Origin of the sequence: Mycolicibacterium fluoranthenivorans, assembly GCF_011758805.1 — a bacterium.
In the GTDB taxonomy this organism is placed as follows: Bacteria; Actinomycetota; Actinomycetes; order Mycobacteriales; family Mycobacteriaceae; genus Mycobacterium; species Mycobacterium fluoranthenivorans.
The window spans coordinates 360745-374728 of the sequence record NZ_JAANOW010000001.1 but is presented as its reverse complement, the minus strand read 5'-3'; the positions used below and the strand labels follow the sequence as shown (position 1 = coordinate 374728).

Below are 13984 nucleotides of genomic sequence, written 5' to 3'. Positions count from 1 at the left end.
TCAGACGGGTCGGGCCAGGTCTAATCCCCGGGCCTCGGCACGGTCGACGAGGACCGAAATGGCCGACCCCAAGCCATATCTCGACCATGCCTGCGATCAGACGCGCGCGCCCTCTACTATGAGAGCTTCTGTCCGGCCAGTGCAGTGACGCACTCCGGTCAAGCCCACCCCCTCTGGCCGCGGAGTGCCCTTGCGTCTTGATCGTTACCGCGTGCGCGTCGCCGGCCTGGCAGCGTTGCTCATCGTTGCCACCGGCTTGGGCGTGACACAGAGCTCCCGCATCGTGGCCTGCCAGGACGGCTGCCGCACCCTGGCCGCAGGTCCCGACCTGGCCGCCGCCGAGGCGGCCCCACCGGCGCCGGTGCCCGCGACGGTCCGGGTGCTGCCGCAGCCCGGGGCCCAGGGTGTCCTGCCGGTCGGCCCGGTCCGGGTCACCGCGTTCACCGGGACCCTCACCGACGTGACGATGGTCAACGAGGACGGTACGACCGTGCCGGGTGTGCTGACCCCTGATCACACGGTGTGGAAGCCGGCCGTCCAACTCGGCTACGGCCGGACGTACACCATGACCGTGCGGTCGCAGGGGCCTGGCGGGATGCCGGCCGCGGAGACGTCCAGCTTCACGACGGTGTCGCCGAGCTACCAGACCTCGGTCTACCTGAACACCACCGGGTACGCGTCCCTGAAAGAGGGCGGCACGTACGGTGTCGGCACCGTTGTCGTGGCGCGGTTCGACGAACCGATCACCGACCGGGCACGCGCGGAACGGCAGCTGGTGGTGACGACGTCGCCACCGGTGCAGGGTTCGTGGAACTGGGTGGACGATCAGACGGCGCACTGGCGGCCCGAGCATTACTACGCGCCGGGTACCACCGTCACGGTGGCCGCGAACATCTACGGTGTCCCGCTGGGCGGCGGGGTGTACGGCCAGGACGACGAGAAGGTGTCGTTCAAGATCGGCGACTCTCATGTGTCGATCGCCGATGACAACACCAAGCAGGTCAGCGTGTTCGACAACGGGAAACTGGTGCGCACCATGCCGACCTCCATGGGCCGGGGCGGCACCGAGACCGTCGGCGGGACGACGCTGAGCTTCTGGACACCGCCCGGGGTATACACCGTGCTGGACAAGGCCAATCCGGTGATCATGGACTCCTCGTCCTACGGCCTGCCGGTCAACTCCCGCCTGGGCTACCGCGAGACCATCCCCTGGGCCACCCGGATCAGCGGTGACGGTATCTACCTGCACCAGCTCAACGCCACCGTCTGGGCGCAGGGCAACACCAACACCTCACACGGCTGCCTGAACCTCAACTCCGAGAACGCCGAATGGTTCTTCAACTTCTCGATGCCGGGCGACGTGGTCGAGGTCCGGCACACCGGCGGGCCGCCACAGCAGCTGCTGGCTCAGAACGGCGACTGGAGCGTGCCCTGGGATCAGTGGCGCAAGGGCAGCGCGCTGCCCTGAGGCGTCTCGCCTAGACGGCCCCGGCCCGGGGAGCCGACGTGCTCGTCGCGTAGGGGTCGGTCGTCGTCGTGGACGTGGTGCCGGTCAACTCGGGGAAGTCGGGAACCCAGCCGCCGTCGGTGGTCGTCGTGGTCGACCCGGGGCTGGACTCCCCCGGATTGATATCCGACGTCGACGGTCTGGTGCTGCGGGTGGTCGTCGTGGTCGTCGTGGTGGTGTACGACGTCGACGGGGCGTCGGCGGTGGTGGGTGCCGGCCCGCGGGGCGGTTCCACCGAATCGTGCGCCGTCTGCAGCACCGCGAACACCAGGACGATGATCACGGCGACCGCGCCGGCCCCGGCCGCGTACACCGCCCACGATTCCTCGTACCACGGCGCCTGCGCCGATTCCCCCGTCGCGGCGTCCTCGTCGTCTCCCACAGCCGGTGATCGTAGCCAGCGGCTGTGCCGGCCAGGTGTGTGACTAGCCCTTGACGATGTCCTGCCCCTGCACGGTCACGGCGACCGTCGCCAACGGCTTGGTCGCCGGGCCTTTGAGCACCGCACCCTCCAGGTCGAAGGTGCTGCCGTGGCACGGGCAGACGATCTTCCCGTCGGCGACGGACGAGACCGCGCACCCGGCATGGGTGCACACGGTCGAGAGCCCTTTGAAAACCCCGGCGGTGGGCTGAGTGAGCACCACGTCGTCGACGATGACACCCGACCCGACCGGCACCTGCGACGTCTTGGCCAGCGTGCCCGCAGCCTGACCCGGCGCCGACGTACCCGCCGACGATTCCGTGGCCGGCGGGGCCGCCTTCTGGCCCGAGCCTGAGCAGGCCGCGATCGCCGTGGCTCCCAGACCTATTCCGGCACCGGCCAGCACCTGGCGGCGCCCGACGGCGTTGTCCTGAGTGGTCATGAGCAATCTCCTCGCGTCAGTCGGCAAGTCCGTTGGTCTGGAGGAACCGAGGGGCTGCGGTCAACCAGATGTCGACGAGCGTAAGGAACACGGGGCCACCTATCACCGGAATCACCCCCGGCTACGGAAAACCACCCACCGCATGGCGCTGTACATGAACACGGCCTCACCGCCACCGGCGAAGAGGCGCGCCAGGTGGTACTCCAGCCCGAACGAGGCCAGTGCGGTGGGAAACGCGACGATGAAGGCCGCGTAGTTGACGGCGACGACCACCACATAGCTGGCCAGTTGCGGTCCGACCACCGCGTGCGAGCGGAAGTTCAGCGTCCGGTTCAGCACATAGCTCAGCGCGAAGGCCACCACGTAGCCCAGGGTCAGCGCCACCGGCAGCGGTACACCAAAACCACTGTGCAGCAAGGTCAGAATTGCCAGATCCACCCCGAAGGTGAAGCTGTTGATCAGTGCGAAGCCGAGGAAGGTCGGCGCGATGACACGGTCGAATCCGTACGGCAGGCGGGCGACGACGCGTTCACAGAATCGGTGAAACCGCTCGGCAAGTCGCGCCGGTGCCGACGCCGGCGCCGGTTCGGCGGTCACCGCTCCACGATGGCACCCGGATATGACCGACCCGTTATGCGCCGGCAAACATTCAGCGCTTGCCGGCGCGAGCGGCCAAAAGCTCTGTCCCGGTTTCTTGTTCGGCGAACTGCACGACCCGCCCCGCGACGGCGTAGTCGCAGGCCAGCGCCGACCGGCCGATCAGCACGGGGCCACCACGCAGACCGAACCGGCCGTCCACACCGACGTAACTGCCGGGCGGGATCGGCTCGCTGATGCAGTACAGGGTGGTGGCCGCGCCGGCGTCCTTGTCGTTGGCCAGCGCTCCGGCGACCACCTTGACCCCGCGCTGCACGATCCCCATCAGCGGGCCGCCGGACAGCTGCGGCAGATTCGAGTCCACCCATCCGGGGTGGGTCAACTGGGTGACGACGGGTGACCCCGCGGCCCGCAGCCGTCGGTCCAATTCCAGTCCCCACAGCATGACGGTGAGCTTGGACGCCGCATAGGCGCCCATCACGGTCCACTTGTGGGCGCGCAGGTGCAGATCGTCGAGGTGCAGTGTCGCCGACTTGTGCGCTTCGGACCCCACATTGATGATCTGGTCACGCACACGGTCCAGCAGCAGGTTGGTGAGCGCGAACGGTCCGAGCAGATTGGTCGCGATCGTCGCTTCGAATCCGTCGACGGTGTCCCAGCGTTGCCGGGTCAGCGTGCCCGCGTTGTTGATCAGGATGTCGATCTCGTCGACACCGAGGGTGTCGAGGCGGCCGGGGAAGGCACGCACCGACCCCAGATCGGCCAGGTCGAGTTCGGCCACGACGGTGTCACCGCCCATCTCCAGTGCCCGCTGTGCACCCAGTGCGGTGTTGCGGACGGCCAGGATCACGCGCGCGCCGGCACGGGCCAACGCGGTCGCCGTCGCCAATCCCACCCCATTGGTCGCACCCGTCACGATGATGCGCTTTCCGGTCAGATCGCCGAGCCGTCCCGGCGTCCACTGCGATGTCATAGTGCGAGGCTAACCGCGGATTTTGCCCTCGCAAGCACGGTGCCGACGGGCACCTGTGCTGGTAGCGTTCGCTGAATGTCACGGTGTTCGTGTCCGACGCGGTCAGGTGCCTGATGCGCACTCCTGGACGGTGGCGGCATCGCGGTGATCACTACCAGTGGCTGACCTCGTTCCTGGCCGCCCGCGAACTGCAGACACTGACGTGTCGCGTGGTGGCGTGGAGCATCCTCGCGCTCGGCGCGATCGCCGTACCCGCCACCATCTCCACGCCGCGGCACTCCGTGGCGTACGGGCCGCTGGCGGTGACCGTGGTCATCCTGTCCATCGGCGCGATGGCCGCCATCTGGCTGCGCGCGGAATGGCCGACCTGGCGTCAGTCGGTGTTCTGCGTGACGCTCGGGACGCTGCTGATCGCCGCCGGGTGCCTGATGCTGCCGAATCCGGTGCTCGCCCTTGTGGGTTCGACCGCGTTCGTGGTGACGACCGCGTACACGGTCTTCTTCCATTCTCGCCGGCTCCTGCTGATCATCTGGACGCTCCAGGCGGCCACGCTGGCCACCCTCGCCTGGCGGTTGTTCGTCGAGGATCCCGTCATGGCGGTCTCGTCGGTCGCCTTGGTGATGACCATCAACGTGTCCGTCGCCTCCGCTTGTGAACTGGCGCTCAAGATCGCCGGTTCGGAGATGAACACCGGGGGCATCGAGCCGCTGACCGGTCTGCTGAATCGGCAGACGTTCTACGACCAGGTGGCCACCCTCATCGGTTCGCGCAGCCGGCGCGACGATCGCTACTTCGTGCTCATCGTGGCCAACCTGGACAGCTTCTCGCTGCTGACCGCGATGTCCGGAAAAGCCGGCGGGAACCGCGCTCGTGTGGCGATCGGACAGCGCCTGCGTGAAACCGTCCGGGGTGACGCCGTCATCGGTCACCTCGGCGATTGTGAGTATCTGGTCGCCGATGTCTTCACCCATGCCGACCCCACCCCACTGGCCGACCGCATCCTGAGCACCATCAAATCGGCACCCTTCCAGCTGACCGCGAGCCTCGGGGTGGTCAGCACGCCGCTCCAGCCGCTGGCCAGGCACACGTCGCACGATGTGCTCGACGAACTGGTCACCATCGCGACCAACGCCATGTATGAAGCACGCAAGGCCGGGGGCAATCAGAGCTGCCTGCTCGAATCGCCGAAGCTGGCCACGGTGCGAGACGAGCCGGATGAGGACCACCGGGACATCGGCCGCTCGGCCTAGAAGCCGATCAGCCGCCCCAGCCGCGGGTGCCGTCCCAGCCGCCGCAGAGACCGTTGATGCACCCGCTGCCGAAGCCACCTTGCTGCGGGTTCCAGCCACCGCAGCCGTGCCAGCCGGGCCCGCTGCTGCAGCCTCCACCACCGCCGTGGCCGTCCGGACCGCCGTTACCGTGAGGTTCTGCCACCACTGAGGTCAGCGACCCCACTTCGGGCGCAGCTGCGCTCACGACCGCCGCCGGCGCGGCGAACGCCACCGCGGCGCACGCCACTGTCGCCAGTCGTCTCATTGCACTCATATCGCACACTCCCTCGACTCAGCGAGCGTCGGCGGACAGCGGTTGATTGACTACGATCTGCACCGGCATATGCGGTCCGTCTTGCAGCAGCATGACGGTGGGTGTCGCAATCGCCACCAGCGCGACCACGGACAGCAGGGCCGCCTCGGCGTAACGCTTTATAGTTAGCATGGCTAGATAGTCCCCCTAAGCAAGGCGCCTGACAAGGGACTTGTGAGTGAGGACACGCCCCAGTCGGATTCCCGGCCGCTCGTCACACCGGCGCACTGATTCATACCTGTGCCAACAGCACGAGGCGCCTCACTCATTCCGTCAGCGACGGCGAGACTTCACACCGTCAGTAAACGGGTGCGGAAGAGGTCGAGCACCTGGTCCAGCGCCGCTCGGGTGCGCTGGCCCGGTTCGTCGATGAGATGCTCGGTGAGCACCGAGTGCGGCGTAAGCAGGGCGTCGGGGTTGGCGTCCGCGTCATCGAGTTCCACAGCGACGAAGGCCTCCCCGAGCTGTTCGCGCAGGAAGTCGAACCGCTCGGCCGGCACCATTCGATCCGATTTGAACCGTAGGCCCAGCACCGTCAGCCCGGCCGCACACCGCTGCTTCACCACGGCCAGATCCTGGGGTGAGATGTCGATGGAGTGCTTCTGTCGTGCCGTCAGTGCCACCGGCATCGACGGCTGCGACAACACCGGGGCGAGCAGCACGTCATCGGTCGCCATCGCCAGCGCATAACCACCGGTGAAGCACATTCCGACGGCACCGACGCCGGGCCCGCCGCAGCGCTCGTGCTCGGCGCGGGCCAGGGCACGCAGCCAGCTGATGACCGGCGAGGTCCGGCCGGTCGCCAGGGTCACGAATTCCTTGCTGATACAGGCGGGCACCATCGTCTTGGCGAGGCTGCTGAGCGCGGTGAAGGTGCTCCGGTTGGGATCGAAGCCGGGTTCGCCGAACAGATGTGGAAGCACCGCGGTGCACCCGATATCGGCGACCTTCCTGGCGAAATCGAGCACCTTCGGCGTGATCCCGGGGATCTCGGCGATCACGATCACGGCGGGCCCGCTGCCCTTGCGGAAGATCGACCGCGTGGTGCCGTCGTGGGTGAACTCGGTGTGCTCGAAATCGGCGAGATCATCGTTGGGCACCGCAGTGGTCCTCTCCCGTACCGGACACGAGCAACAGCGGCCACCATACCGTCGTCTCGCCGGACATACCCCTCACATGTAGGGATCGATGATCTCCGCGCGCACCGGTTCGCTCGCCGAACCCACCGGGCGACTGAGCTTCTGCGCGTCGAGCACCATCAGTGCGACATGCAGGGAGGTGCGCGAGTCCCCGTCATCGAGTTCCACGCCCAGTGTCTCGCTGATCGAGGCGAGTCGCTTGTAGAGCGCGGGCCGGCTCATGTGCAGCCGCTGGGCCACCGCCACCTTGTTCCCGGCCAGCCGCAGGTATTCCCGAAGGACCGCGATATTCGACGGGTCATCGGACAGCAGCGCCCTGAGTTCGGTTTCGGCGAAGGCCTGCACCCGATGATCACTGCGCAGCAGGGAGATCAATCCACGCAGCCGGACATCGGCGGCCCGGTAGAACGGCCGCGGCTTCTCCCCCATCGACAGGGCGACCTCGGCGATGTGGGCGGCTTCGGCCAAGCCGTGGATCGCGTCGATGACCCGCTCCACCGGTTCGCCGACCGCCAGCGCCGAGTCGGAAACCCCTTCGACACGCCGTATTTCGCGACGCAGATCGTTGCCCAGCGCGCTCAGCGCCGCGTCCGCGGAACGAGTGACGCCGAGCGACAGCACGAGTCCGATCTCACCGTCGCGCCGGACCGAGAACAGGCCGGTGTGTCCGGAGGCGTTGACGGTGTGCATGACGGTGTCCAGCAGGGAGACGTTGCGCCGTTGCCCGGCAACGGGATCGGCCTGGGCTCGAATGTTCTCGGGCCGCTCCACCCGGACGGTCGCCGGCACGTAGCGGGCCGCCGAACGCAGCCCCAGGGCGTGCGCACGGGCCGCGGCCTCGCGCTCGTCGGTGACCCGGCTGCGCAGCACATCGTCGATCAGGCCCGTCTGGGCCTGATGCTGTAGCCCGGATCGGTCCCGCTCGATCATCCGGTGCAGGGCCAGCGCCACCCCGGCACGTTCCAGCACCATCTGGGTGCGCGCCGCATCGGCGGGCCGGCGGGGCACGATGAGCCGGCCCCACTCTTCGGCGCGCGGCCCCACCGAGGTCGACGCCCAGTGCTCGGTTCCGGCATTGCGCCGGGATCGGCGCTCCCAGTCGTGCAGCAGGTCGGCGGCGTGCCCGCGTGCGGACACCGCCAGCACCCGGTGCGCGAGATCCTCGAGCACCACCGGTTCGTCGAGGATGGCCGCCGCGGCGTCGACGATGCCGCCGACCGAGGCACGCTTCATGCTGAGGTCGGTGAAGGTCTCGTGCACGCGCCGGTCGAAGTCCACCCGGTCGAACTGATCGGTGACGATCATCCGGTGCACCGCCTCGGTCACCTCCACGAAGCGCACCTGGCGGTGCAGCGCCACCAGCGCCACCTCGCACTCTTCGGCGATCGCGCCCGCCTCCGGCGGCAGGCTCGCCCCGCCGAGTTCGACGACTACGGCGAGCACCCCGGCCTCGGCCATACCCGCCAGGTAGCGGCGCGGGTCCGCACGTAATGCGGCACCGGTGGTCAGCACCAGCTCACCGCCCTGCACCAGCGTCGACAGGTCGGCCATATCGCTGACGTGCACCCAGCGGACGGGTTCGTCGAACCGCCGGGAGCTCAGGATCTCGGGCTCGCCGTCTTGCAGCACCGGCAGTCCCAGGACATCGGCCACCGTGATGATCATTTACATAGTGTATCGACGAGGCGCAATCTGTAGACACTTCGTCACGCTCGAGGAGGGCCACCCGGCCGCAGACTGGGTGCAACCTCAACAGAAAGTGAGCACATCGCGATGCAAGCCACGGTTCAGCACTGGCTCAACGGCACGTTCTTCGAAGGCACCTCGGGTGCGACCGCGCCGGTGACGAACCCGGCGACCGGCCAGGTCACCGGCCAGGTCGCGCTCGCCTCGGTGTCCGACGCCCAGGCCGTCATCGACGCCGCCGCCGCGGCGTTCCCGGCCTGGCGGGACGCCTCGCTGGCCAAGCGCACCCAGGTGCTCTTCAACTTCCGCGAGCTGCTCAACGCCCGCAAGGGTGAACTCGCCGAGATCATCACCAGCGAGCACGGCAAGGTCGTCTCCGACGCCCTGGGCGAAGTGTCCCGTGGCCAGGAGGTCGTCGAATTCGCCTGCGGTATCCCGCATCTGCTCAAGGGCGGCTTCACCGAGAACGCCTCGACCAAGGTCGACGTCTACTCGATCCGCCAGGCACTGGGACCGGTGGCCATCATCTCCCCGTTCAACTTCCCGGCCATGGTCCCGATGTGGTTCTTCCCCCTGGCCATCGCCACCGGTAACACCGTCGTGCTCAAGCCGTCGGAGAAGGACCCCTCGGCATCCCTGTGGCTGGCCCAGCTGTGGGCCGAGGCCGGGCTGCCCGACGGCGTGTTCAACGTCCTGCAAGGCGACAAGACCGCCGTCGACGAACTGCTCACCAACCCCAAGATCAAATCGGTGTCCTTCGTGGGCTCCACCCCGATCGCCCAGTACGTCTACGCCACCGGCACCGCCGCGGGCAAACGCGTCCAGGCCCTCGGCGGAGCCAAGAACCACGCCGTCATCCTGCCCGATGCCGACCTCGACCTGGCCGCTGACGCCATGGTCAACGCCGGCTTCGGTTCCGCAGGTGAACGCTGCATGGCCATCTCGGCCGCCGTCGCCGTCGGACCGATCGCCGACGACCTGGTCGCCAAGATCGCCGAACGTACCGTCGGCCTCAAGATCGGCGACGGTACGAAGGATTCCGACATGGGTCCGCTGGTCACCAAGGCCCACCGCGACAAGGTGGCCGCCTACATCGACGCCGGCGAAGCCGACGGCGCCAAGGTCGTCGTCGACGGCCGCACCGTCACCGCTGACGGCGCCGCAGACGGCTTCTGGCTGGGCCCCACCCTGCTCGACAACGTCACCCCCGACATGAGTGTCTACACCGACGAGATCTTCGGCCCCGTGCTGTCGGTGCTGCGCGTCGAGAGCTACGACCAGGCCCTCGAACTCATCAACAGCAACCCCTACGGCAACGGCACCGCCATCTTCACCAACGACGGCGGCGCCGCCCGGCGCTTCCAGAACGAGGTCGAGGTCGGCATGGTCGGCATCAACGTCCCCATCCCCGTGCCCATGGCCTACTACAGCTTCGGCGGCTGGAAGGCCTCGCTGTTCGGCGACAGCCACGCCCACGGCACCGAAGGCGTCAACTTCTTCACCCGCGCCAAGGCCATCACCAGCCGCTGGCTCGATCCGTCGCACGGGGGCATCAACCTCGGCTTCCCCACCAACTAATCGATCGGGCAAGTGAGAAAATCGAAACCATGACTGTCACCGAAGAGACCGCCGCGCTGCCCAATGGGCTGACCGTCGCGGACGCCCGCGCCGAAGCCGCCCGCGCTTACGAGCTGGACCGCAAGCATGTGTTCCACTCCTGGTCGGCCCAGGCCGAGATCGCCCCGATGACGATCACCGCGTCGCAGGGGTCGTACGTGTGGGACGGCGAGGGCAACCGGCTGCTGGACTTCTCCAGTCAGCTGGTGAACACCAACATCGGCCATCAGCACCCGAAAGTCGTTGCCGCCATTGCCGAACAGGCCGCCAAGCTCTGCACGGTCGCGCCGCAGCACGCCAACGCGGCACGCTCGGAGGCGGCCCGGCTGATCGCCGAGCGCACCCCCGGGGAGCTCGACAAGATCTTCTTCACCAACGGTGGAGCCGACGCCGTCGAGCACGCGGTGCGGATGGCCCGGTTGCACACCGGCCGCTACAAGGTGCTGTCCCGGTACCGCGCCTACCACGGCGGTACCGACACCGCGATCAACCTGACCGGCGACCCGCGCCGCTGGCCCAACGACCGCGGTAGCGCCGGGGTGGTGCACTTCAACGGCCCGTTCCTGTACCGGTCGTCGTTCTACGCCGAGACCGAGGAGCAGGAATCCCAGCGCGCGCTGGAGTACCTGGACAAGCTGATCCAGATGGAGGGTCCGTCCACCATCGCCGCGATCATCCTGGAATCGATCCCGGGTACCGCGGGCATCATGATCCCGCCGCCGGGATACATCGCCGGCGTGCGCGAGCTCTGCACCCGCCACGGCATCGTGTTCATCGCCGACGAGGTGATGGCCGGCTTCGGACGCAGCGGAAAGTGGTTCTCCATCAACCACTTCGACGTGGTGCCGGACTTGCTGACGTTCGCCAAGGGAGTCAACTCCGGTTATGTCCCGCTCGGCGGTGTGGCGATCAGCCCGGCCATCTACGAGACGTTCGCGCACCGGCCCTATCCCGGCGGGTTGACCTACTCGGGGCATCCGCTGGCCACCGCCGCGGCCGTGGCGACCATCAACGCGATGGCCGACGAGGGCATGGTCGAGAACGCGGCCCGCATCGGTGCCGAGGTCATCGGACCCGGCCTGGTCGCACTGGCCGACAAGCACCCCAGCATCGGCGAAGTGCGCGGTGCGGGTGTGTTCTGGGCGGTCGAGCTGGTCAAGGACCGCCAGACTCGCGAGCCGCTGGCGCCCTACGGGGGTTCCAGCCCGGCGATGAACGCCGTGATCGCGGCCTGCAAGGCCGGTGGCCTGCTGCCGTTCGCCAACTTCAACCGCATCCACGTCGTGCCGCCGTGCAACGTCTCCGAGGACGAGGCGCGCGAGGGTCTGGCGATCCTGGATTCGGCGCTGGATGTGGCCGACGCCGCACTGTAGTCGGGTCAGCGAAACAGGTACGTCCCCAATTGCTCTCGAGTCTGTTCGGGGATCGGGGTCGGGCCGTCGTCGCCTAGCAGCACCAGCACCGTGTCGCACAGGCCGACACAGTTCTCACCGACGAACAACGCGGTCGACGACACGAACGACGTCCGGCCGATACGCCCGATGCCGAGGCCGGTGTGGATGGTCACCGGCCAGTGCACCTCCGACAGGAAGTGCACCACGTTGGTGGCCGTCACCAGCCGGACAGTGCGCGCCTCGGGCTGATAGATGCCAGGAAAGATGCGCGCGTTGAACTCGGCTCGCGCGCTTTCGTGTAGCGCCTCGAGCGCCAAGTTGTTCAGGTGCCCGTTCGCGTCCATATCCCCGTATCTCGCGATCGCCAGGCCGGTCACGGGGTAGAGCGCCTTGGACAGGCGGGCGGGGTGAGGGCGTGCCACGTCGCCCACCAGGGTTGCGTTGTCGGTGTTCACCCAGGCATTAGAACACCACGCCGTAGGCTGGTGAACGTGCCCGACCTTCACCCCGATATCGCTGTTCTGGCTCCACTGCTCGGCACCTGGGTCGGCCCCGGGGCGGGTGAGTACCCCACCATCGCGCCGTTCACGTATCTGGAGACCGTGACGTTCGGCCATGTCGGCAAGCCGTTCCTGGCCTACTCACAGCGCACCAAGGCAGCCGATGACGGTCGGCCCCTGCACGCGGAATCCGGCTATGTCCGCGTACCCGAGCCGGGCCGGGTGGAGTTACTGCTGGCTCATCCGACCGGCATCGTGGAGGTCCTGGAAGGCACGCTCACCACGCACCCGCTGCGAATCGACGTCACCGCGACGACCATCGGCCGCTCCGCATCGGCCAAAGAGGTGACCGCGCTGGCCCGTTCGTTCCGGTGCGACGGTGACGAATTGACCTACACGGTGCAGATGGGCGCGGTGGGCCAACCACTGCAGCACCATCTGTCGGCGACTCTGCGGAGGCAGTCATGAGCACGACGATGAAACCCGAAGGCCGGATCCGGGTGTCCAGTGACCTGGACGAGATCACCGATCGCGCGCCCGAGGACCACAGCGATATCGATTCCCAAGCGGTGGAACGTATCTGGGACAATGCCAGGTACTGGTACCAGGCGGGCATGCAGCCGGCCATCCAGGTGTGCGTGCGACACCGGGGCAAGGTGGTGCTCAACCGGGCCATCGGCCATGCCTGGGGTAACGGCCCGGCCGATCCCGTTGACGCCGAAAGAGTTCCGGTCCGGACCGATACCCCGTTCTGCGTCTACTCGGCCGCCAAGGCGATCACCGTCACCGTCGCACACATGCTCATCGAGCGGGGCAACTTCGCGCTGGAGGACCGGGTGTGCGACTACCTGCCCGGCTACACCAGCCATGGCAAGGACCGCACCACCATCCGGCACGTCCTGACCCACAGCGCCGGAATCCCGTTCGCCACCGGGCCGAAACCGGATCTGCGGCGGATGGACGACAGTGCGTATGCCCGCGAGATGCTGAGCCAGATGAAGCCCGTCTACCGGCCCGGTCTGGTGCACATCTACCACGGCTTGACGTGGGGCCCGCTGATGCGCGAGATCATCTCGGCGGCCACCGGGCGCAGCATCCGCGACATCCTGCACGACGAAATCCTGGCGCCGCTGCGTTTCAGGTGGACCAATTTCGGTGTGGCCGAACAAGATGTTGCGCTGGTGGCGCCGAGCCACGTGACCGGCAAGCCGCTTCCGGCACCGATCGCCAAGGCTTTCAAGCTCGCGATCGGCGGAACGCCGCAACAGATCATCCCGCTCTCGAACACTCCCGAGTTCCTCACCGGCGTCGTCCCGTCGTCGAACACCGTCTCCACCGCCGACGAACTGTCCCGATTCGCCGAAATCCTGCGCCGCGGCGGCGAACTCGACGGGGTGCGCGTGCTGGCCCCGGAAACACTGCACGGCGCTACCCGACAAGCGCGCCGCCTGCGCCCCGATCTCGCGGTCGGCGGGGCGCCGATGCGCTGGGGTACCGGCTACATGCTCGGGTCCAAGCGATTCGGCCCCTTCGGGCGCGACGCGGCGGGGGCGTTCGGGCACACCGGGCTGACCGATATCGCGGTATGGGCCGACCCCGACCGCGCCCTGTCGGTGGCCGTCGTGAGCAGTGGAAAACCCAGCGGCCACCCCGAAGCCAAACGTTATCCAGCGCTGCTGGACAGCATCAACCGCGAGTTCCCGGTCACGCCTTAGCGGCGGCCCGCACCAGTAGCCGCAGCAACACCTGCCCGATCCCCGCGAGCGGGATCTTCACGAGCGGGAACGACGCCGTGGAGCCGATGGTGTAGTCGATCCGCGTGCCCGTACCCGACGGTGTCAGCCGCACCTCTCCGGTGTAGCCGGGGAACGGCGTGCCCGAGAGCGCCTTGTAGCCGAAGACATGCGGTGCGTCAAAAGTGGTGACCTCCTCGACGATATCCGGCCCCGGCCCGGGGGTCTTGATCTGACGGACGGCGCCCACGCCGTTGGCCTCGGGGGTGCCCGGCCGGCCCAGGCTGACCTTGATGCCCGGCGCCCAGGACTCCATTCCCACGTGGTCGGTGAGGGTGGCCCACACCGTGTCGATGGGTGTGGCGACGGTTGCGCTTGAGGTGACCTGCAT

17 protein-coding genes are annotated in these 13984 nt (G+C 67.8%); 6 read left to right on the top strand and 11 right to left on the bottom strand.

The window, feature by feature from the left end; translation table 11 throughout:
- Window positions 1-211 precede the first annotated feature (211 nt).
- Window positions 212-1468: a L,D-transpeptidase gene (locus FHU31_RS01870; protein ID WP_409371261.1), complete on the top strand. Its 1257-nt coding sequence runs from the start codon at window positions 212-214 to the stop codon at window positions 1466-1468.
- A gap of 10 nt (window positions 1469-1478) precedes the next feature.
- On the opposite strand, the gene FHU31_RS01865 is transcribed toward FHU31_RS01870, so the two are convergent.
- The 5 genes from FHU31_RS01865 to FHU31_RS01850 are packed head-to-tail and all read right to left on the bottom strand — an operon-like array spanning window position 1479 to window position 3940.
- Window positions 1479-1889 (bottom strand): hypothetical protein, encoded by a 411-nt coding sequence (locus tag FHU31_RS01865; protein ID WP_167155182.1) that lies wholly within the window; start codon window positions 1887-1889, stop codon window positions 1479-1481.
- A gap of 43 nt (window positions 1890-1932) precedes the next feature.
- Window positions 1933-2370, bottom strand: a complete 438-nt coding sequence (locus tag FHU31_RS01860; RefSeq protein WP_167155179.1) for a Rieske (2Fe-2S) protein — start codon at window positions 2368-2370, stop codon at window positions 1933-1935.
- Window positions 2371-2386: 16 nt separating this feature from the next.
- Window positions 2387-2461, bottom strand: a complete 75-nt coding sequence (locus tag FHU31_RS32125) for a hypothetical protein (RefSeq protein ID WP_420372084.1) — start codon at window positions 2459-2461, stop codon at window positions 2387-2389.
- 20 nt (window positions 2462-2481) lie between these two features.
- A complete protein-coding gene (locus FHU31_RS01855; protein ID WP_167155176.1) occupies window positions 2482-2967 on the bottom strand; it encodes a GtrA family protein in 486 nt (161 codons plus the stop codon).
- A 52-nt stretch (window positions 2968-3019) separates the two neighbouring features.
- A complete protein-coding gene (locus tag FHU31_RS01850; protein WP_167155173.1) occupies window positions 3020-3940 on the bottom strand; it encodes an SDR family NAD(P)-dependent oxidoreductase in 921 nt (306 codons plus the stop codon).
- A gap of 113 nt (window positions 3941-4053) precedes the next feature.
- Here FHU31_RS01850 and FHU31_RS01845 point away from each other — a divergent pair, with 113 nt between their 5' ends.
- A complete protein-coding gene (locus FHU31_RS01845; RefSeq protein WP_167155170.1) occupies window positions 4054-5190 on the top strand; it encodes a GGDEF domain-containing protein in 1137 nt (378 codons plus the stop codon).
- 7 nt (window positions 5191-5197) lie between these two features.
- Here FHU31_RS01845 and FHU31_RS01840 read toward each other — a convergent pair whose 3' ends face one another.
- From FHU31_RS01840 to FHU31_RS01825, 4 genes are all read right to left on the bottom strand, one after another.
- Window positions 5198-5485, bottom strand: a complete 288-nt coding sequence (locus tag FHU31_RS01840) for a hypothetical protein (protein ID WP_167155168.1) — start codon at window positions 5483-5485, stop codon at window positions 5198-5200.
- Between the two features lie 18 nt (window positions 5486-5503).
- Window positions 5504-5656 carry a hypothetical protein gene (locus tag FHU31_RS01835; protein ID WP_167155165.1) on the bottom strand — a complete coding sequence of 51 codons (153 nt, stop codon included), beginning with the start codon at window positions 5654-5656 and terminating at the stop codon, window positions 5504-5506.
- A 158-nt stretch (window positions 5657-5814) separates the two neighbouring features.
- Window positions 5815-6624, bottom strand: coding sequence for a dienelactone hydrolase family protein (locus FHU31_RS01830; protein WP_167155162.1), 810 nt, complete (start codon window positions 6622-6624; stop codon window positions 5815-5817).
- 72 nt (window positions 6625-6696) lie between these two features.
- On the bottom strand, window positions 6697-8328 hold the full coding sequence (locus FHU31_RS01825) for a PucR family transcriptional regulator (RefSeq protein WP_167155159.1): 1632 nt from the start codon (window positions 8326-8328) through the stop codon (window positions 6697-6699).
- A 108-nt stretch (window positions 8329-8436) separates the two neighbouring features.
- On the opposite strand from FHU31_RS01825, the gene FHU31_RS01820 reads away from it, so the two are divergent.
- Together FHU31_RS01820 and FHU31_RS01815 are read left to right on the top strand one after the other, a co-directional pair.
- On the top strand, window positions 8437-9927 hold the full coding sequence (locus tag FHU31_RS01820) for a CoA-acylating methylmalonate-semialdehyde dehydrogenase (RefSeq protein WP_090359211.1): 1491 nt from the start codon (window positions 8437-8439) through the stop codon (window positions 9925-9927).
- A 29-nt stretch (window positions 9928-9956) separates the two neighbouring features.
- Window positions 9957-11339, top strand: a complete 1383-nt coding sequence (locus tag FHU31_RS01815) for an aspartate aminotransferase family protein (protein ID WP_167155156.1) — start codon at window positions 9957-9959, stop codon at window positions 11337-11339.
- A gap of 5 nt (window positions 11340-11344) precedes the next feature.
- On the opposite strand, the gene FHU31_RS01810 is transcribed toward FHU31_RS01815, so the two are convergent.
- Entirely contained in the window at window positions 11345-11815 is a 471-nt protein-coding gene (locus FHU31_RS01810; RefSeq protein WP_167155154.1) for an acyl-CoA thioesterase, read from the bottom strand.
- Between the two features lie 36 nt (window positions 11816-11851).
- Between FHU31_RS01810 and FHU31_RS01805 the strand changes: the two genes are divergently transcribed.
- Together FHU31_RS01805 and lipE are read left to right on the top strand one after the other, a co-directional pair.
- Complete coding sequence (locus FHU31_RS01805) at window positions 11852-12328, top strand: peroxynitrite isomerase (protein WP_167155151.1); 477 nt, start codon at window positions 11852-11854, stop codon at window positions 12326-12328.
- An 8-nt stretch (window positions 12329-12336) separates the two neighbouring features.
- The gene (lipE, locus tag FHU31_RS01800; protein WP_208410337.1) at window positions 12337-13575 is read left to right on the top strand and encodes a lipase LipE; all 1239 of its coding nucleotides are present in this window, start codon (window positions 12337-12339) and stop codon (window positions 13573-13575) included.
- On the opposite strand, the gene FHU31_RS01795 is transcribed toward lipE, so the two are convergent.
- A complete protein-coding gene (locus tag FHU31_RS01795; protein ID WP_167155145.1) occupies window positions 13565-13984 on the bottom strand; it encodes an SRPBCC family protein in 420 nt (139 codons plus the stop codon). The genes lipE and FHU31_RS01795 overlap by 11 nt on opposite strands.